18 protein-coding genes and 1 pseudogene are annotated in these 16,246 nt (G+C 71.7%); 6 read left to right on the top strand and 13 right to left on the bottom strand.

The genetic code is table 11. From position 1 onward, the window contains the following. The first annotated feature begins 27 nt into the window (after positions 1 to 27). Positions 28 to 474, top strand: coding sequence for a hypothetical protein (locus ACFPA8_RS23655; RefSeq protein WP_386451625.1), 447 nt, complete (start codon positions 28 to 30; stop codon positions 472 to 474). Here the strand turns inward: ACFPA8_RS23655 and ACFPA8_RS23650 are convergent. The 6 genes from ACFPA8_RS23650 to ACFPA8_RS23625 all read right to left on the bottom strand — a co-directional run bounded on the left by ACFPA8_RS23650 (position 458) and on the right by ACFPA8_RS23625 (position 6,546). Then, positions 458 to 859 carry a YybH family protein gene (locus ACFPA8_RS23650; protein WP_386451624.1) on the bottom strand — a complete coding sequence of 134 codons (402 nt, stop codon included), beginning with the start codon at positions 857 to 859 and terminating at the stop codon, positions 458 to 460. The genes ACFPA8_RS23655 and ACFPA8_RS23650 overlap by 17 nt on opposite strands. Positions 860 to 967: 108 nt before the next feature. Next, a complete protein-coding gene (mug, locus tag ACFPA8_RS23645) occupies positions 968 to 1,564 on the bottom strand; it encodes a G/U mismatch-specific DNA glycosylase (RefSeq protein WP_386451757.1) in 597 nt (198 codons plus the stop codon). Continuing rightward, positions 1,561 to 2,991: an adenylosuccinate lyase gene (gene purB / locus ACFPA8_RS23640; protein WP_386451623.1), complete on the bottom strand. Its 1,431-nt coding sequence runs from the start codon at positions 2,989 to 2,991 to the stop codon at positions 1,561 to 1,563. The genes mug and purB overlap by 4 nt, the downstream gene beginning before the upstream one ends. Before the next feature lie 318 nt (positions 2,992 to 3,309). Then, the gene (locus ACFPA8_RS23635) at positions 3,310 to 4,032 is read right to left on the bottom strand and encodes an SGNH/GDSL hydrolase family protein (RefSeq protein ID WP_386451755.1); all 723 of its coding nucleotides are present in this window, start codon (positions 4,030 to 4,032) and stop codon (positions 3,310 to 3,312) included. A gap of 142 nt (positions 4,033 to 4,174) precedes the next feature. Next, positions 4,175 to 5,203 carry a hemolysin family protein gene (locus ACFPA8_RS23630; protein ID WP_386451621.1) on the bottom strand — a complete coding sequence of 343 codons (1,029 nt, stop codon included), beginning with the start codon at positions 5,201 to 5,203 and terminating at the stop codon, positions 4,175 to 4,177. Further along, positions 5,200 to 6,546 carry a hemolysin family protein gene (locus ACFPA8_RS23625; RefSeq protein WP_386451619.1) on the bottom strand — a complete coding sequence of 449 codons (1,347 nt, stop codon included), beginning with the start codon at positions 6,544 to 6,546 and terminating at the stop codon, positions 5,200 to 5,202. The genes ACFPA8_RS23630 and ACFPA8_RS23625 overlap by 4 nt, the downstream gene beginning before the upstream one ends. A gap of 453 nt (positions 6,547 to 6,999) precedes the next feature. Between ACFPA8_RS23625 and ACFPA8_RS23620 the strand changes: the two genes are divergently transcribed. Both ACFPA8_RS23620 and ACFPA8_RS23615 read left to right on the top strand, forming a co-directional pair. Then, positions 7,000 to 7,254, top strand: coding sequence for a toxin-antitoxin system HicB family antitoxin (locus tag ACFPA8_RS23620; RefSeq protein ID WP_386451618.1), 255 nt, complete (start codon positions 7,000 to 7,002; stop codon positions 7,252 to 7,254). Continuing rightward, the gene (locus tag ACFPA8_RS23615; RefSeq protein ID WP_386451616.1) at positions 7,251 to 7,622 is read left to right on the top strand and encodes a fic family toxin-antitoxin system, toxin component; all 372 of its coding nucleotides are present in this window, start codon (positions 7,251 to 7,253) and stop codon (positions 7,620 to 7,622) included. Before ACFPA8_RS23620 ends, ACFPA8_RS23615 begins: the two co-directional genes overlap by 4 nt. 81 nt (positions 7,623 to 7,703) lie before the next feature. Here the strand turns inward: ACFPA8_RS23615 and ACFPA8_RS23610 are convergent, their stop codons facing one another. The 4 genes and pseudogenes from ACFPA8_RS23610 to bioB all read right to left on the bottom strand — a co-directional run bounded on the left by ACFPA8_RS23610 (position 7,704) and on the right by bioB (position 11,693). Then, on the bottom strand, positions 7,704 to 8,372 hold the full coding sequence (locus ACFPA8_RS23610) for a class I SAM-dependent methyltransferase (RefSeq protein ID WP_386451615.1): 669 nt from the start codon (positions 8,370 to 8,372) through the stop codon (positions 7,704 to 7,706). Positions 8,373 to 8,601: 229 nt separating this feature from the next. Then, positions 8,602 to 9,294: pseudogene (gene bioD, locus ACFPA8_RS23605) on the bottom strand (dethiobiotin synthase); the annotation flags it as partial. 5 nt (positions 9,295 to 9,299) lie between these two features. Then, entirely contained in the window at positions 9,300 to 10,592 is a 1,293-nt protein-coding gene (locus tag ACFPA8_RS23600) for an adenosylmethionine--8-amino-7-oxononanoate transaminase (RefSeq protein WP_386451613.1), read from the bottom strand. A gap of 36 nt (positions 10,593 to 10,628) precedes the next feature. Beyond that, the gene (bioB, locus tag ACFPA8_RS23595; RefSeq protein WP_386451612.1) at positions 10,629 to 11,693 is read right to left on the bottom strand and encodes a biotin synthase BioB; all 1,065 of its coding nucleotides are present in this window, start codon (positions 11,691 to 11,693) and stop codon (positions 10,629 to 10,631) included. Positions 11,694 to 11,891: 198 nt separating this feature from the next. Here bioB and ACFPA8_RS23590 point away from each other — a divergent pair, with 198 nt between their 5' ends. After that, entirely contained in the window at positions 11,892 to 13,100 is a 1,209-nt protein-coding gene (locus tag ACFPA8_RS23590; RefSeq protein ID WP_386451610.1) for an 8-amino-7-oxononanoate synthase, read from the top strand. A gap of 88 nt (positions 13,101 to 13,188) precedes the next feature. Here the strand turns inward: ACFPA8_RS23590 and ACFPA8_RS23585 are convergent, their stop codons facing one another. Both ACFPA8_RS23585 and ACFPA8_RS23580 read right to left on the bottom strand, forming a co-directional pair. After that, positions 13,189 to 13,515: a hypothetical protein gene (locus tag ACFPA8_RS23585; protein ID WP_386451609.1), complete on the bottom strand. Its 327-nt coding sequence runs from the start codon at positions 13,513 to 13,515 to the stop codon at positions 13,189 to 13,191. Positions 13,516 to 13,520: 5 nt separating this feature from the next. Beyond that, entirely contained in the window at positions 13,521 to 14,159 is a 639-nt protein-coding gene (locus ACFPA8_RS23580; RefSeq protein WP_386451607.1) for an ATP-dependent Clp protease proteolytic subunit, read from the bottom strand. A 70-nt stretch (positions 14,160 to 14,229) separates the two neighbouring features. Between ACFPA8_RS23580 and ACFPA8_RS23575 the strand changes: the two genes are divergently transcribed. Continuing rightward, positions 14,230 to 14,535: a type II toxin-antitoxin system Phd/YefM family antitoxin gene (locus ACFPA8_RS23575; RefSeq protein WP_386451605.1), complete on the top strand. Its 306-nt coding sequence runs from the start codon at positions 14,230 to 14,232 to the stop codon at positions 14,533 to 14,535. Positions 14,536 to 14,586: 51 nt separating this feature from the next. Here ACFPA8_RS23575 and ACFPA8_RS23570 read toward each other — a convergent pair whose 3' ends face one another. Beyond that, entirely contained in the window at positions 14,587 to 15,537 is a 951-nt protein-coding gene (locus tag ACFPA8_RS23570; RefSeq protein WP_386451603.1) for a M28 family metallopeptidase, read from the bottom strand. Between the two features lie 402 nt (positions 15,538 to 15,939). On the opposite strand from ACFPA8_RS23570, the gene ACFPA8_RS23565 reads away from it, so the two are divergent. Then, a complete protein-coding gene (locus ACFPA8_RS23565) occupies positions 15,940 to 16,242 on the top strand; it encodes an urease subunit gamma (RefSeq protein ID WP_386451601.1) in 303 nt (100 codons plus the stop codon). Positions 16,243 to 16,246 lie beyond the last annotated feature (4 nt).

Genomic DNA, 16,246 nt, shown 5'->3' with positions numbered 1-16,246 from the left:
GTCAGTGCCGGACGGTTTACTGGCCCCATGGCCGCCACCAGCCGGAAGCAACACCTCGCGACGATCGACCTGTTACGTGCTCGCCCCTTCCCGGCGCAGCGCGGCAGGTCGGGCTGCGTGGTCAGCGGCCCCGGGTACCACCTCGCGGAGCTGGCCACGAGCGAGGGGTTCTGGGAGGACGACGGTACGGCCAGACTCGAAGCACATGAGCAGTACGAGGCGGAGTGCCGGGCGTTGAGCGCCGTGCTGTCCGCGCGCTGGGGCGAACCCCGGGAGGTGAGCCTGTGGAGCACCCTGGTGCTCAGCACCGAGGGTGCTCACACGCAGCAGCCCTGGCTCGAACTCAGCGCCAGCGCACCCTGCTTGGAGCTGTGGCGGGCCGACGGGCGGTGGATAGCGCTGGCAGTCTGCCAGCAGGACGCCGAACTGCCCTTCCAGCTCGTGGCGGCCGTCACCGTCAACGACCCTCCGTGACCTTCGGCGAAGGTGGCCGTGCGGGAAAGGCCGGCTGGTCGATGACCCACAGCCACGTACCGTCCGGCTGCCGTCGGGCCACCTCGACGGTGGCACCGCCGTCCGGGAGCAGAACCGCAGTGAGCGCGAGATCTCCGCTGCGCAGCACGGGCTGCTGCTCTCCGGGCGTGAACTGCGGCCTGTCCGCCAGGAGTTGCTCGTAGGCGCGGCGGATCTCAGCGCGTCCGGCGGCCTGGCCTCCGCCCGGCAGCGCGAGGACGGCCCCGGGTTCGTACAGCGACACGAGCCCTTCCACATCCCCGGCGTTGAGCCGTTCCACGACGAGCCGGCCGAGGTCCTCCGGCCGGGCGGCCCGCTCGTCCTGGCCGCTGCCTGCTGTGCTCATGGTGCGCCTCTCTGCCGACTGCGGTGCGCGTGCGGGGAGCGTCCCGCCTGCCCCGCCGATCCTCGCAGCGGCCTCCGACACGGCAGCGGAGGCACGGGTGCGACCGCCTCACCCGCGGCCGGTGGCTCCTGCCTCTCCCGCGTCCGTCCCGGCAGCTTCCCGCAGCCGTCCGAACTCCTCCGCCATCATCTGCGGAGTCCAGTGCGCGTTGAGGCCGGAGGGGTTGGGGAGCACCCACACCCGCGTATCCCCTATCCGCCACTCCTGCGGCCCGACTTGGGCCTTCTTGTCCTCGAACGCCACCCGGTAGGCGGTCACCCCCACCACTGCCAGCCACCGCGGACGCAGCTTGCGCACCTTCCCGGCCAGCAGCCTTCCGCCCGCCCGGTACTCCTCCGCGCCGAGCTCGTCGGCCCGCGCCGAGGCACGCTGGACGACGTTGGTGATGCCCAGCCCGTACGTGAGCAGCTCGCGCTCCTCGTCCGGCCGCAACTGCCGCGGCGTGAAACCCGAGGTGTGCAGCACCGGCCAGAAGCGGTTGCCGGGCCGGGCGAAGTGGTGCCCGGTGGCGGCGGACATCAGACCCGGGTTGATGCCGCAGAACAGCACGCGGAGACCGTCCGCCACCACGTCCGGAACGACCCGGTCGCGCGCTGCCTCCAGCTGCTCCCGGGTGAAGCGCGGTGCACGCTCACGCGGTGTCAGAGGATCGCCCCCGGCGAGTAGGCAGCCGCCTCCGGATGCCGCTTGGTGAGCTCCTCGATACGGGCGACCACCGCACCGACCTGACCCGCCGCCGCGCCGGTGAACGCCAGCCGGTCGGCCATCAGCCCGTCGAGTTCCGCTCGTCCCAGCGGAATCCGCTCGTCGGCCGCCAGGCGCTCCAGGAGCTCGTTGCGGTCGGCTCCCGCGCGCAGTGCCAGCGCGGAGGCGACCGCGTGCTCCTTGATCACCTCGTGTGCGGTCTCCCGGCCGACTCCGGCACGTACGGACGCCATCAGCACCTTCGTGGTGGCCAGGAACGGGAGATAGCGGTCGAGTTCGCGTTCCACGACGGCCGGGAAGGCACCGAACTCCTCCAGCACGGTCAGGAACGTCTCCACCAGACCGTCGAAGGCGAAGAACGCGTCGGGCAGCGCCACACGCCGCACCACCGAACACGACACGTCGCCCTCGTTCCACTGGTCGCCCGTCAGCTCACCCGCCATCGAGGCGTAGCCGCGGAGGATCACCATCAGGCCGTTCACACGCTCGCACGAGCGGGTGTTCATCTTGTGCGGCATGGCCGAGGAGCCGACCTGGCCCTCCTTGAACCCCTCGGTGACCAGCTCCTGTCCCGCCATCAGCCGGATCGTCTTCGCCAGCGACGAGGGCGCGCCGGCGAGCTGCACGAGCGTGGTGACGGCGTCGTAGTCGAGGGAGCGCGGGTAGACCTGCCCGACCGAGGTGAAGGCGTTCGTGAAGCCGAGGTGCGCGGCCACCCGGCTCTCCAGCTCGGCGAGCCGGTGCTCGTCGCCGCCCAGCAGATCGAGCATGTCCTGGGACGTTCCGACGGGTCCCTTGACGCCGCGCAGCGGGTAGCGGTCGAGGAGTTCGGTCAACCGGCCGTGGGCGACGAGCAGTTCGTCGGCCGCCGTCGCGAACCGCTTGCCCAGCGTGGTCGCCTGGGCCGCCACGTTGTGGGAACGCCCCGCGATCACGGTCCCGGCGTGCTCGCCGGCCAGCCGGCCCAGCCGCGCCAGGAGGGCGACCGTACGGTCCCGGACCAGCTCCAGCGACGAGCGGATCTGCAGCTGCTCGACGTTCTCCGTCAGGTCGCGTGACGTCATGCCCTTGTGTACGTGCTCGTGGCCGGCCAGCGCGTTGAACTCCTCGATGCGGGCCTTCACATCGTGCCGTGTGACCTTCTCCCGCTCCGCGATGGAGGTCAGATCGACGTCGGACAGCACGCGCTCGTAGTCCGCCAGAGCCTCCCCGGGAACGTCCACCCCCAGGTCGCGCTGGGCCCGCAGCACCGCGAGCCACAGCCGCCGCTCCAGCACCACCTTCTCTTCGGGGGACCACAGACGGGCCAGCTCGGCCGAGGCGTAGCGGGAGGCCAGGACGTTCGGGATGCGGGGCTTGTCAGTCACGCCGCCCAAGCCTACCGACTGTCCGTGGCAGCCCGGACAGCCCATGGCGCTACTGAAAGTCCAGGTCAGCGCTTCGGCCCCGGTTCCGTCACGAAGCGCCCGGCGCGGAAGCCGCTGCGCGAATCGTCCGGCAGCCGCCGACCGGACCCGGGCGGCGCCTTCGCACCGGCGCCCGGCCCGCCCGTACGGGGGCGGGCCGCACACCTGCCCGCTTCACCGGGCGGAGTACGTCACCCCGGGCGTCCCTGATCCTGATCGGCCGCCGAGGCGCGGGACGTCGTCCACGGCAGGGTGAGCAACGGGCCGCCCGACCCGTCCCTACGGGCTGTTCCCGCAGGCCGGCTCCGCCAGTTCGGGCCGTTTGGGTGCCCGTCCGTCACCGCTGGAGCGGCCCGTCAGACGCCGGCCTATCCACGGCAGCAGGTACTCCCGTGCGAAGGCCGCATCGGCGCGGCGTCGCGTCAGCCACGACGGGACGGGGGCGGGTGCCAGCGGCGAGCACCAGTCCGACTCCGCGGGGTGGCCCAGGCGCTGCCACACGGCCTCGGCGACGCGGCGGTGCCCCTCGCCGGTCAGGTGCAGCCGGTCCTCGGCCCACAGCCGGGGGTCGCCCAGCGTCTCGGCGGAGTAGAGGTCGACGACCAGCGCGCCGTGCTCGGCTGCCAGTTCGTCGATGCACGCGAACAGCTGCTCCATGCGCGCCCGGTAGCGCTCCAGCACCGGACCGCGGCGGCCGGGACTGCGCATGAGCACGAGCTGCCCGCAGTTGGGGGCGAGCTTCGCGACGGACTCCTCCAGCAGCCCGCGGACCCTGCCCATGTCGCACTTGGGCCGCAGGGTGTCGTTGAGGCCGCCGACCAGCGTGACCAGGTCGGCGCCCATCGCCGCCCCGGCATCGACCTGTTCGGCGGCGATCTGCCCGATGAGCTTGCCGCGTACGGCGAGGTTCGCGTAGCGGAAGCCCGCGTTGCGGGCGGCGAGCCGCGCGGCGAGGATGTCGGCCCAACCCCGGTACGTGCCGTCCGGCAGACGGTCCGACATGCCCTCGGTGAAGGAGTCGCCGAGAGCTACGAAGCTGCTGATCGCGGGGGCGGTGGCGGTTTCGGTCACGGCCACTCATCGTATCCGGTTGCTCCAGGCGACTGTCGTGTGGTCCCCGCCCGCCGCCCGGACGGGAGGACGTTCAGCGGGACTCCTCCGCCGGGCTCTGGTGCACCAGCTCCCGCAGCACGTCCTCCATGGTGACCACGCCTTCCGTGCGGCCCTCCTCGCCCATCACGGCAGCCAGGTGCGTACGGCTGGAGCGCATGGCACCGAGCACGTCGTCGAGCGGCATGGACGCACGGACTCGCGCGATCGGGCGCAGCGCCGTGGCGGGGAAGGCGGCATCGCGCGGGATGGCGTCCAGGGCGTCCTTCACGTGCAAGTAGCCGAGGGCACGGCCCCTGCTGTCCACGACGGGGAAGCGCGAGAAACCGGAACTCGCCGACAGCTGCTCCAGTTCCTCCGGGGTGACGCCGAGCCGCGCGGCCACCACCCGCTCCGTCGGCCGTGCCACCTCTCCGACGGGGCGCCGGCCGAGCTCCAGGGCGTCGCGCAGCCGCTCGGTCGCCCGGTCGTCGATGAGGCCGGCCTCACTGGAGTCGGCCACCATCTGGGCGAGTTCGTCGTCCGAGAAGGTCGACTCGACCTCGTCCCTGGGCTCCACCTTCAGCAGTTTCAGGATGGTGTTGGCGAAGGCGTTGACCGTGAAGATCACCGGCTTCAGCGCCCGCGACAGCGCGACCAGCGGCGGCCCCAGCAGCAGCGCCGTGCGCTCCGGGGCGGCCAGCGCGATGTTCTTCGGCACCATCTCGCCCAGCAGCATGTGCGCGTACGTCGCCAGCGTCAGCGCGATGATGAAGGAGATGAGCCCCGCGTAGCCTTCGCTGACGCCCATCAAGTGGAACACCGGCTCCAGCAGGTGCTCGATGGCCGGTTCGGCGACGATGCCCAGCACCAGTGTGCACAGCGTGATCCCGAGCTGGGCGGCGGCGAGCAGCGCCGAGACGTGCTCGAGCCCCCACATGACGCTCCGCGCCCGCCGGTCGCCCTCCTCGGCGAGCGGCTCGATCTGCGCACGGCGCACCGAGATCAGCGAGAACTCGGCGCCCACGAAGAAGGCGTTGGCCACCAGCGTCAGCAGTCCGACGAAGAGCTGTACCGCGGTCACCGGCCGTCCTCCCCTTCCACGTCTTCCTCGTCCGTCCCGGGCGGGGCGGTCAGCTGGACACGGGCGGCCCGGCGGCCCCGGGCGTCGACGACCTCGATGTGCCAGCCGGCCACGTCCGCGGTGTCGCCCCGCTGGGGGATGCGCCCCAGCTCGGTTGCGACCAGACCGGCCAGCGTCTCGTACGGGCCCTCCGGGGCGCGCATCCCGATGGCCGCGAGCTGGTCGGTACGGGTGGCGCCGTCCGCGTCGAAGATGCGCCGGCCGTCCACGTCCGTGCCGGCCGGGGCGAGGTCCGGGGGTTCCTGCGGATCGTGCTCGTCGCGGACCTCGCCCACGACCTCCTCGATGATGTCCTCCAGCGTCACCACGCCCGCGGTGCCGCCGTACTCGTCGATGACGACGGCGATGCTGCGGTCGCCGCCCGGCATCCGGTCCAGCAGCCTGTCGACCGTCAGCGACTCGGGCACCAGCAGCGGCTCCCGCATCAGCTCGGTCACCGGGTACCGCATCCGCTCCTCGGCGGGCACGGCCAGCACGTCCTTGATCCGTACGATGCCGACGACGGTGTCCAGGCTGCCGCGTACGACCGGGAACCGGGACAGGCCGGTGGCGCGCGTGGCGTTGGCGACGTCCTCGGCGTTGGCCTGCACGTCGAGGAAGGTGACCTGCACACGCGGGGTCATCACGTTCTCCGTGGTCAGCTCCGCCAGGTGCAGCGTGCGCACGAACAGGTCCGCCGTATCGGGCTCCAGCGCCCCCTCCTTGGCGGAGTGGCGGGCCAGGGCGACCAGTTCACGGGGTGACCGCGCCGAGGCCAGCTCCTCGGTGGGTTCCAGCCCCATCAGATGCAGCATGCGGTTGGCCGTGTTGTTCAGATGCCTGATGAGCGGCCGGAACGCGGCGGAGAAGACACGCTGCGGAGTGGCGACCGCCTTGGCGATGGGCATCGGACGGGAGATGGCCCAGTTCTTGGGGACCAGCTCTCCGACGACCATCAGTACGACGGTGGAGACGGCCGTACCGAGGACGAGCGCCACCGAGGAGGCCGCCGACGCCGGTACGCCCAGGGCCTTCAGCGGTCCCGTGATCAGCCGCGCGATCGACGGCTCGGCGAGCATGCCGACGACGAGGTTGGTCACGGTGATGCCCAGCTGCGCCCCGGAGAGCTGGAAAGTCAGGGACTTCACCGCCTGCATGGCGCTCTGCGCACCCCGTTCACCCTTCTGGACCGCCCGCTCCAGATCGGCGCGCTCGACGGTCGTCAGGGAGAACTCCGCGGCGACGAACGCGCCGCAGGCCAGCGAGAGCAGCAGCGCCACCAGGAGGAACAGCACCTCGGTCATCGGGCCGCCTCCGCACGGGGACGGGGGGCGGGAGCGAGGGCCGAGCGGCGTCTGCCGCCGCGCTGTGTGCTGTTGGGAGGGTCGCCCATGGGCGGACTCTCACACCTTTCGGTCAGGGCTGTCCCGGCCCGGGGGCGGGGACGCTGTGACGGGAATCGATCGATGCTGATCACGATCGTGACGGCGGCTGTTCATGGTAGACGGGCAGGGCCCGCAGCGAGTTCCCCGGCCGGTGCCGCCGTATGCCCCCGCGTTGACATACCGCACCGGTGGGGAGCTGCTCCGGCGACAGCCGGGCCGCGTCGGGCGGTGCGTCCGCAGCGCTCAGCCGCGGGTCCGCAGGGACACGGCATGAGGAGGAGCGCGTGCGCGTACGGCATCTGGGCCCCGGCCCGCAAACCGGTGCCCGGCCCACCCTGGCGGGTGCTAGCAGGTGAGTGCTAGCGTGGTGGTGTGGCCAAGACTCAGCTGAACGTCCGGGTGGACGAGTCGACCGCGGAGACGGCGCGAGAGCGCGCCCTCGCGCGGGGGGTGAGCGTGAACCGCTACATCGAGGAACTGGTCGAACGGGACGCCGGCGAGGTGGGGCACACCTTCGTCGAAGCGGCCTCCGACTTCATGAAGAGCTACGAATCGCTCTTCGCCGAGGAGTTTCCCGAACCCGGCCGCACGGGCCGTCGCGGAGGCGAGGGCCGTCCGCGTACGTGACTCTCCGCATCGATCTCGCCTGGCTGCTCATGGTCGCCGAGGCGAAAGCCCCGGGCGACCCCCTCGTGTCCGACTACGGCGCTCTCGTGGCCGCGGTCAGCAGGCATGAAGCCGCCATATTCGACCGTCCCGTCTACGCAGAACCGCACGACCGTGCTGCCGCTCTGCTCCAACTGCTGCTGCACGTCCCCGCGTTGGAGCGCGGCAACGCACTGTTCGCGTCCGCGGTCGCCTACGCGTACCTCGTCGCGAGCGGTCTGAAGGTGACGACCTCGCCCGAGAAGATCCGCGACCTGGCCCGGCTGGTCAAGGACGGTGAGGCAGGCGTCCGCGACATCGCGGGCGAGCTGCGCACCTGGACCGGCTGACGCCGCGGGGGACGGTGCCGCGTCCGCCTGCCCGCGTCCCCCGGCCCGCGTACCCCGCACGGTGCCCGGCCCGTCGACGGATCACGGCCGGCGCGCACTGCCCAGCACATGGAACGAGGACGGGAAGACCGGGCCTTCCTTCGGTACGAGCAGACGCCTGAAGGAGATGTCCGTGAACCCGGCCGCCCCGATGTCGCCGACGGGGTCCCGGCTGGTGTGACAGCCGCCGAACAGCATCGGCCACACGGTACGGTCCAGTACGCGCTGAATCCGCATCATCGAGCGCCGGTCCTCTGCCAACCCGTGCTCGTAGAAGCGCAGTTCGCCTCCCGGCTGCAGCACGCGGCGCAGTTCGGCGAGCGCCTTGTGCACGTCGGGCAGGGAGCACAGCACCAGCGAGCAGACGGCCGCGGAGCACGACTCGCTCGCCAGCGGCAGTTCGTCCGCGCTGCCCGGCACCACCTCCACCGGAACCGGTGCGTGCCGCGCCGCTTCGTGGGCCGACTTCCGCAGATGCGGCTCGGGTTCGACCGCGAGCACCTTGGAGACGGTGGCGGGGTAGCGGGAGAAGTTCAGTCCGTTGCCCGGTCCGATCTCGATCACCTGGCCCGACAGGCCCGCGAGCAGTTCCTCCCGGTGCGCGCCCACGCCGGCCCGTACGTCTGCCGCCTCGCTCAGCCGCGTGTAGAAGCGGGCGAAGAGAGGGCGGTTGACGGAGCGGTGCGCGGGCTCTGCGCCTCCTACGGCCATGGGTACGTCCTTCCGTGGACTGTCCGGAATCTGCGGCAATGCTTGATTCTCCCCCGGCAATCGCATTTGGGACCCGGGGACACGGCGACTACGTCGGAGCGGCCGCTTGCCGGCGGCGTTCCTGAGCCGGGCCGTGAACCGAAGGGCGGAGGGCTGCGGCCCGGGGCGGGAGGTGCAGAGGGGCGCCGCGCCCTGAGGCGTCGCGTCCTAAGGAGCGGCCGGACGTGTGGGCGTCTCCGTGGCCCCCGAGTTCCGGAGAGAGCCAACTCGCGGCAGCCGCACGGAAATCAGCGGGATCCATGCCGCCCGCTCCCTCCGGCACCGCTCCCACGAGAGCCGCTCCCGCCGCGCGCGGCAGGTCCTCCACATTGCAGCGGGACGCCAGGTCCGGCGTGCCCGGAACGCTGCCGATCACCACACCCGCCGTGTGCAGCCCCCGCGTACGCAGTGCCTCCGCCGTCAGCGCCGTGGCGTTGAGGGTGCCGAGGCCGGCCGCCGCCACCACGAGTACCGGGGCGGAGAGCATCCCCGCCACCTCGGCGAGGGTGGCGCCGTTCTCGTCGAGGTGGACCAGCAGCCCGCCCGCGCCTTCGACGAGCACCAGCTGGTGACGGGCGGCCAAGTCCCGGGCGGCATCCGCGACTTCCTCCGGCCGTACACCCGGCAGCCCGGCCCGGCGCGCAGCCGTCGCAGGCGCCAGCGGCTCGGGATACCGGGCGAGTTCGGCACCGGTGACCGCTTCTCCGGCGAGGCGGCGCACCTCTGCCACGTCCCCCGGTTCGCCTTCCGCCACGCCGGTCTGGGCGGGTTTCAGCACCGCCACCGAACGGCCCGCCGCCAGCGCCGCCGCCGCGAGCGCCGCGGTGGTCACCGTCTTGCCGACGCCGGTGCCCGTACCGGTGACGACGACGACCCCCCTCATGCGCCTCAGCCTTCCGCCGCCGCGGCGCACATGGCCGTGCAGATGCGCGCCACGTCCTCGTCACCCGTCACGTACGGAGGCATCGCATAGACCATGTCGCGGAAGGGACGCAGCCACACACCCGCCCCGGCGGCGGCGCGGGTGGCCCGCTCCATGTCGACCTCGTGGTCGAGCTGCACCACCCCGATCGCCCCGAGCACCCGCGTCTCCCGCACGCCCGGAAGGCCGGCCGCCTCGGCCAGGCCCGCACGCAACCCGCCCTCGATGCGCCGCACTTCACCCGCCCAGTCGCCGTCGAGGAGCAGCCCGACCGAGGCGTCCGCGACAGCGGCCGCGAGCGGGTTGCCCATGAACGTGGGGCCGTGCGCGAGGACGGGCACGTCGCCGCGGGAGATCCCCTCGGCGACCCGCGGGGTGCACAGCGTCGCGGCCATCGTGAGATAACCGCCTGTCAGGGCCTTGCCCAGGCACATCACGTCGGGGACGATCCCGGCGTGCTCCGAGGCGAAGAGCGCGCCCGTACGCCCGAAGCCGGTGGCGATCTCGTCGAGCACCAGGAGCACACCGTGTTCGTCGCACGCCTCGCGCAACACCCGTACGTACGCGGGGGAGTGGAAGCGCATGCCGCCGGCCCCCTGCACCACCGGCTCCACGATCACCGCGGCCAGCTCGTCCGCGTGACGGGCGACCGTCTCCCGGAGGTGGCGCAGATACTGCTCGTCCGGCGGGGCGTCGAAGCCGGAGGGCGGTGCCGAGGCGAAGACCTGGCGGGGCAGCACCCCCGACCACAGCTCGTGCATGCCGCCTTCGGGGTCGCACACCGACATGGGCTGCCACGTGTCGCCGTGGTAGCCGCCGCGCCAGGTCAGCAGACGCTGCTTTCCGCCGAGCCCCTGTGAACGCCAGTACTGCAGGCACATCTTGACGGCGACCTCGACCGAGACGGACCCGGAGTCGGCGAGGAACACATGCTCCAGCCCTGGAGGAGTGACGTCGACGAGCCGCTTCGCCAGCCGCACGGCCGGCTCGTGGGTGAGCCCGCCGAACATGACGTGACTCATGCGCTCCAGCTGCCGGTGCGCCGCCTCGTTCAGCACGGGGTGGTTGTAGCCGTGCACGGCCGACCACCACGACGACATCCCGTCGACCAACTCCCGCTGCCCGCAGAACTCTTCGGCCAGTCTCAGCCGCACGCCCGCCGCCGACTCCACCAGCAGTGGTTCCGTGCGTCCCGGCATCGGGCCGTAGGGATGCCACACGTGCTGCCGGTCGAGGTCGAGCAACTGCTCATGTCTCATGGGTGGTTCACCTTGCGGGTAGCTTCTGCGGCTCCGTCACGCATTGGGCGGCAGTGCCGTCCCCGCACCCCGCCTGCGCACGGCGACCAGCTCCTCCGAGCGGTGCTCGGGGAGCGTCGTGGTGCCGGTGCCCTCCACCTCGAAGCCGGCGTCCGCGATCATGTCCAGGTCCGCCTGGCCGGCCTGGCCCTCACTGGTCAGGTAGTCGCCGAGGAAGATGGAGTTGACGACGTGCAGCGCGAGCGGCTGCAGCGAGCGCAGATGCACCTCACGCCCGCCGGCGAGGCGCACCTCCGCGTCCGGGCAGACGAAGCGGACCATCGCGAGGATGCGCATGGCCCGCTGCGGCGTCAGATTCCACTCGTCCGCGAGCGGCGTCCCCTCGAAGGGGATGAGGAAGTTGACCGGGACCGAGTCGGGGTCGAGCTCCCGCAGCGAGAAGACGACGTCGACCAGGTCCTCGTCGCTCTCGCCCATCCCCGCGATCAGTCCCGAACACGCTGAGAGGCCCGCGGTCTGCGCCTGACGCACCGTCTCCCGCCGGTCGTCGAAGGTGTGGGTGGTGCAGATGTCCTTGTACGTCTCCTCCGAGGTGTTGAGGTTGTGGTTGTAGGCGTCCGCTCCGGCGGCCTGCAGCCGGCCGGCCTGCCCCTCGGAGAGCAGCCCGAGACAGGCGCACACCTCGACGTCCTCGTGCTCCTCCTTGATGGCGGAGATGGTCTGCGAGACACGGTCGACGTCCCTGTCGGTGGGCCCGCGGCCGCTGGCGACCAGGCAGACCCGCTTCGCGCCGCCCTTGAGCCCCGCAGCGGCCGCCGAGGCCGCCTCCTCCGGCTTCAGCCAGGTGTACTTGAGGATCTCCGCCTTCGACCCCAGACGCTGGGAGCAGTACGAGCAGTCCTCAGGACACAGCCCGGACTTGAGGTTGACCAGATAGTTCAGCTTCACTCTCCGCCCGAACCAGTGGCGGCGCACCTTCCCGGCGGCAGCCACGACATCGAGCAGCTCGTCGTCGGAGGTCTCCAAAACGGCGCGTGCCTCTTCGCGGGTCGGCAGTTCGCGCCGGAGCCCCTTCTCCACGAGCGTCTTCAGCAGGTCCATGCCGCCGATCCTTGCTGATCTCCCCGCTCAGAGCCAAGGAGAAGGGTCACAACAAAGGCCGCCGGAGGTGTGTGTATCGCCACACCGCGCGACAGGGTGCGAGCGGCTACGGTCTATGGACCGCCTACAAACGCGCCCCGAGCAGCGCGCCGGCGCCGCCTCGCCACACGCCCGTCACGGACCCCTAGGACGCCCGCCATGCCAGAGGAGCCCCGCACGCCCTCGGACCCGTCCGGTCCCTCCGGGCCTCCCGCTTCCCGGCGCGACCCCTTCGCCTGGCTCGACGAGGCCCGCGCCTCGCGTGAACGCGCCGGTCTCGTACGGACGTTGCGTCACCGCTCCGCGGACTCCGGCCTGCTGGACCTGGCAGGAAACGACTACCTCGGACTCACCCGCCATCCCGAGGTGACCGCGGCAGCCGCGGACGCGGCCCGCCTCTGGGGCGCCGGTTCCACAGGCTCACGGCTGGTGACCGGTTCCACGGCTCTGCACGCCGAACTCGAGGACGAACTCGCCCTGTTCTGCGGGTTCGAGGCGGCGCTGGTCGTCTCCTCCGGGTACGCGGCGAACCTCGCAGCGCTGACCGCGCTCACCGGCCGCGGCAGCCTCGTCGTCTCCGACGCCGGCAACCACGCCTCCCTCATCGACGGCTGCCGCCTCTCCCGCGCGGAGACAGCCGTCGTCCCCCACGCGGCGCCCGAGGCCGTGGCGAAGGCGCTGGACGGTCACGACGGGCGCGCCCTCGCCGTGACCGACTCGGTCTTCTCCGTCGACGGGGACGCCGCTCCGCTCCGCGCCCTGTACGAGGTGTGCCGTGGCCAGGGCGCCGCGCTGCTCGTCGACGACGCGCACGGCCTCGGCGTCGTCGGCGGCGCCGGCCGCGGCGCCGTGCACGACGCCGGGCTCTCCGGCACCGCGTCGACCGTCGCGACGGTGACACTCTCCAAGGCTCTCGGCAGCCAGGGCGGCGCGATCCTGGGCCCCGCCCGGGTCATCGCCCACCTCGTCGACACTGCCCGCACCGTCATCTTCGACACCGGTCTCGCCCCGTCCGCCGCCGGAGCCGCCCTCGCGGCGCTGCGGCTGCTGCGCCGCGAGCCCGACCGCGCCGCCCGGGTCCGTCGCGCCGCTGCCCTCCTGCACGACGGGCTGACCGCCGCGGGGCTGTACGCCGCACGCCCCGACGCCGCGGTCGTCTCCGTGCGCGCCCCGTCACCGGATGCGGCGGTCCGCTGGGCAGCCGACTGCCGCGCGGCCGGGCTGCAGGTGGGCTGCTTCCGTCCGCCGTCGGTGCCGGACGGGATCTCCCGTCTGCGCCTGACCGCGCGCGCCGACCTCGGCGACGCCCAACTGGCCGCCGCGACAAGCACGATCGTGCGTACGGCACCCGCCGGGGCGATCGTCTGACACGCCCGGACGAGAGGCGCCGCAGCCACTCGGCCCGCTCCCTCCGGCCCGGATCCTTCGGCCCGGGCGTCGCCCGACTGCCCTGCGCTCACTTCGGGTCGGGCCCGCGCCCCCGGGCGAGGGGCGGCAGCGCCACGCGCGCCGCGCGCCGCTCACCGTCCAGCACCCGCAGGGCCGTTGAGAGCGTCGGGCCGTGCAGTTCGCTCTCACCCCGCTCGTGCATCAGCGCCAGGGCGTCGCGGAGGGTCGACGCCTTCCCCACCAGCGCCTGCGCCGCGCGCAGCCCGCGGTAGGTGTCCTCGGCCCGCGCGGGATTGATGCGGCCCAGCAGATCGAGCACCTCCAGATAGCTGTCGACGACCTTTCCCTCCGCCCGTGTCAGCGCGGGCAGGGGCGGCAGTTCGGGGGGCCACACCGCACTCACCTCCTGGGCTGCGCGGTGCCGGGGGACTTGCGGCTGACAGTGAGCCGGTCGATGAGCCCGTACGCCGTCGCCTCCTCGGCGTCGAAGATCTTCTCCCTGTCCAGGTCGGCCCGCACGGTGCTCGGCGGCCGGCCCGTGTGGCGTACGTACAGCTCCTCCAGCAGTTCACGGGTACGCACCAACTCCCGTGCACGGATGGCGAGATCGTCCGCCTGACCCTGCACCGTCCCGGCCAGGTACGGCTGGTGGAGGGCGATGCGGGCCCCGGGCAGCGCCAGACGCTTGCCGGGCGCGCCGGCGGCGAGGAGCGCCGACGCGACGGAGGCGGCCTGGCCCAGGCACACGGTCTCGATGTCGCAGCTGACGTACTGCATCGTGTCGTAGATCGCGCTCATCGCGGTGAACGAGCCGCCGGGGGAGTTGATGTAGAGCGAGATGTCCCGCTCCGGTGCCGCCGACTCCAGGTGGATGAGCTGGGCCATCACGTCGTTCGCCGCGGCGTCGTCGACCTGGGTGCCGAGGAAGATGATCCGCTCGTCCAGCAGCTTCGAGTACGGATCGAGAGTCCGGGTCCCGTCGCTGGTGCGCTCGCTCAGCTCCGGCAGGACGTAGCGGGCTGTGGGTCTGTTCGGCATGGCGTCACCTCTCGTAGTTCCACCGTTCTGTAAAAAATGTACAGGACGTACGTGACGTTATGCTGGAGTCATGACCTACGAGATTCCGGTGACGCAAGCGCGCGCCGCCCTCGCCGACCTGATCAACCGTGTGGTCTACGGCGGCGAGCGCGTGGTGGTGACCCGGCACGGCAAGCCGCTGGTCGCACTCGTCTCGGCGGCTGACCTGGAAAGGCTCCAGGAGGCGAACGCCGCGGCCGAGGACGGTGTCATCAGCACCCTCTCGAACGTCCGCGAGAGCCCCTCGTCCGCTGCGGGCGAACGCCGGCGCTTCGGCATCGCCGCGGAACACAGCGGCCCGGCCGCCGGTGACAGGCGGCCGGGCCGGGAGGGCTGAGCTCCGGAAGGAGAACTCACCGCCGGGCGGCGGTGGTCGGGATGTGCGGCGTCAGGAGCTCAGCTGCCACACGGCGTGAGCGATCCCGTCGGTGTGCAGGTCGAGTGCCTTCTCGTTGATGTTCGAGATGTCGTCGCACTCCGAGTGGTAGCACTTGTCGTAGGCCTCGCCGGCCTTGCCCTCCCACTTCGTCGCCTGCTCCTCGGTCATGGTGTCGCCGGCGCCGGTGAACGTACCGCCGACCGTGACGCCCGCGGCGGCGAACGAGGCGTGGTCGCTGCGGCCGTTGACCTCCGAGGAGGTCTCCGTCTCGATGCCCTTCTCCTTGAAGTAGTCCTTGAAGACGCCTTGGACGGCCGCGTCGTCGTCGTAGACGAAGTGACCGGCGTTGGGGGAGCCGATCATGTCGAAGTTGAGGTAGGTGGAGATCTTCTTGGTCTCGTCCCCGAGGCTGTCGACGTAGTGCTGCGAGCCGACCAGGCCCAGCTCCTCGGCGCCCCACCAGGCGAAGCGCAGGTGCTTCTTGGGCTCCAGCTTCGCGTCGGCGACCGCGAGGGCCACCTCGAGAATGCCGGCTGACCCGGAGCCGTTGTCGTTGATGCCGGGGCCGCTCTCGACGGAGTCCAGGTGGGAGCCGGCCATCACGGTCTCGTCCGCGGAGCCGCCCGGCCAGTCGGCGATGAGGTTGTAACCGGTGCCGCCGGCCTCGTCGAACTCCTGGACCTTCGTCTCGAATCCGGCCTTGTCCAGCTTGCCCTTGATGAAGTCGATGGACGCCTTGTAGCCGGGCTGGCCGTGCGCCCGGTTGCCGCCGTTGGCCTCGGCGAGCGACTGCAGCTCCTTCAGGTCCTGCTGCACGTCGGCGACGGGGATGTCGGGAGCGGCCGCGGCTGCGGGCTCGTTGAGGGCGCCGTACGCGCCCGTGGCCCCGAGGAGGGAGGCTGTCAGTGCGGCGCTGGCGGACGCGGCTATGAGGGTACGGCGCTTCGCTGTGCGGTTCACAGGGACTCCGATGATGTGGGGGGTTCGAAGTTACTGACGGGTGTGGCTAGCACATGAGAATCCTCGTGATCCCTGCGTTGCGTCAAGAGCGTTTCCCGGACGGCACGTTGCGTCATGCGGAGAGCACGGAGCGCCAGGGCCCTGCCGTACGCCGGCCGCACACCGTCTGAACTGCCGTGCCGCCCGGAGGAGTTGTGTATTCGCGGGGGAAGCGGAGGGGCATTGCTGCGACTTGGACGAAGCAAGTTCCCCGCGCCGTGCACAGCGCTCTGCCGGAAGGAGACTCCGGCGCGTAACGCCACCGAAACGACGCTCGTCTACTCTCCGTCGATCTGCCGGGACCGGCGGACCCCCTGTGAACGGGGATGCCCGCCCGGGGCGTGAGACGGAGCGGAGGACACCGTGCAACTGACCCCGCACGAGCAGGAACGTCTGCTCATCCATGTGGCGGCGGACGTGGCGGCGAGGCGCCGTGAGCGCGGGCTGCTGCTCAACCACCCGGAAGCGGTCGCGCTCATCACCTCGCACGTGCTGGAGGGTGCCCGCGACGGGCGGAGCGTGTCCGAGCTGATGGAGTCCGGACGCACCGTGCTCGCGCGGGACGAAGTCATGGAGGGCGTACCGGAGATGATTCACGACGTGCAGGTCGAAGCCACGTTCCCGGACGGCACGAAGCTCGTCACCGTCCACGCACCCGTCGAGTGACCTG

The sequence above is a fragment of the Streptomyces ovatisporus genome, from assembly GCF_042653885.1.
Taxonomy (GTDB): Bacteria; Actinomycetota; Actinomycetes; order Streptomycetales; family Streptomycetaceae; genus Streptomyces; species Streptomyces ovatisporus.
The sequence above is the reverse complement of the archived record's forward strand: the minus strand, read 5'-3'. Positions and strand labels throughout refer to the sequence as shown.

Coding starts and splice junctions, on each gene's coding strand:
- ACFPA8_RS23590 (WP_386451610.1), top strand. CDS start 11,892: ATGCCAGAGGAGCCCCGCACGCCCTCGGACCCGTCCGGTCCCTCCGGG.
- bioB (WP_386451612.1), bottom strand. CDS start 11,693: ATGGACCTGCTGAAGACGCTCGTGGAGAAGGGGCTCCGGCGCGAACTG.
- ACFPA8_RS23635 (WP_386451755.1), bottom strand. CDS start 4,032: ATGTCGGACCGTCTGCCGGACGGCACGTACCGGGGTTGGGCCGACATC.
- ACFPA8_RS23580 (WP_386451607.1), bottom strand. CDS start 14,159: ATGCCGAACAGACCCACAGCCCGCTACGTCCTGCCGGAGCTGAGCGAG.
- ACFPA8_RS23610 (WP_386451615.1), bottom strand. CDS start 8,372: ATGGCCGTAGGAGGCGCAGAGCCCGCGCACCGCTCCGTCAACCGCCCT.
- ACFPA8_RS23650 (WP_386451624.1), bottom strand. CDS start 859: ATGAGCACAGCAGGCAGCGGCCAGGACGAGCGGGCCGCCCGGCCGGAG.
- ACFPA8_RS23575 (WP_386451605.1), top strand. CDS start 14,230: ATGACCTACGAGATTCCGGTGACGCAAGCGCGCGCCGCCCTCGCCGAC.
- ACFPA8_RS23655 (WP_386451625.1), top strand. CDS start 28: ATGGCCGCCACCAGCCGGAAGCAACACCTCGCGACGATCGACCTGTTA.
- ACFPA8_RS23600 (WP_386451613.1), bottom strand. CDS start 10,592: ATGAGACATGAGCAGTTGCTCGACCTCGACCGGCAGCACGTGTGGCAT.
- ACFPA8_RS23625 (WP_386451619.1), bottom strand. CDS start 6,546: ATGACCGAGGTGCTGTTCCTCCTGGTGGCGCTGCTGCTCTCGCTGGCC.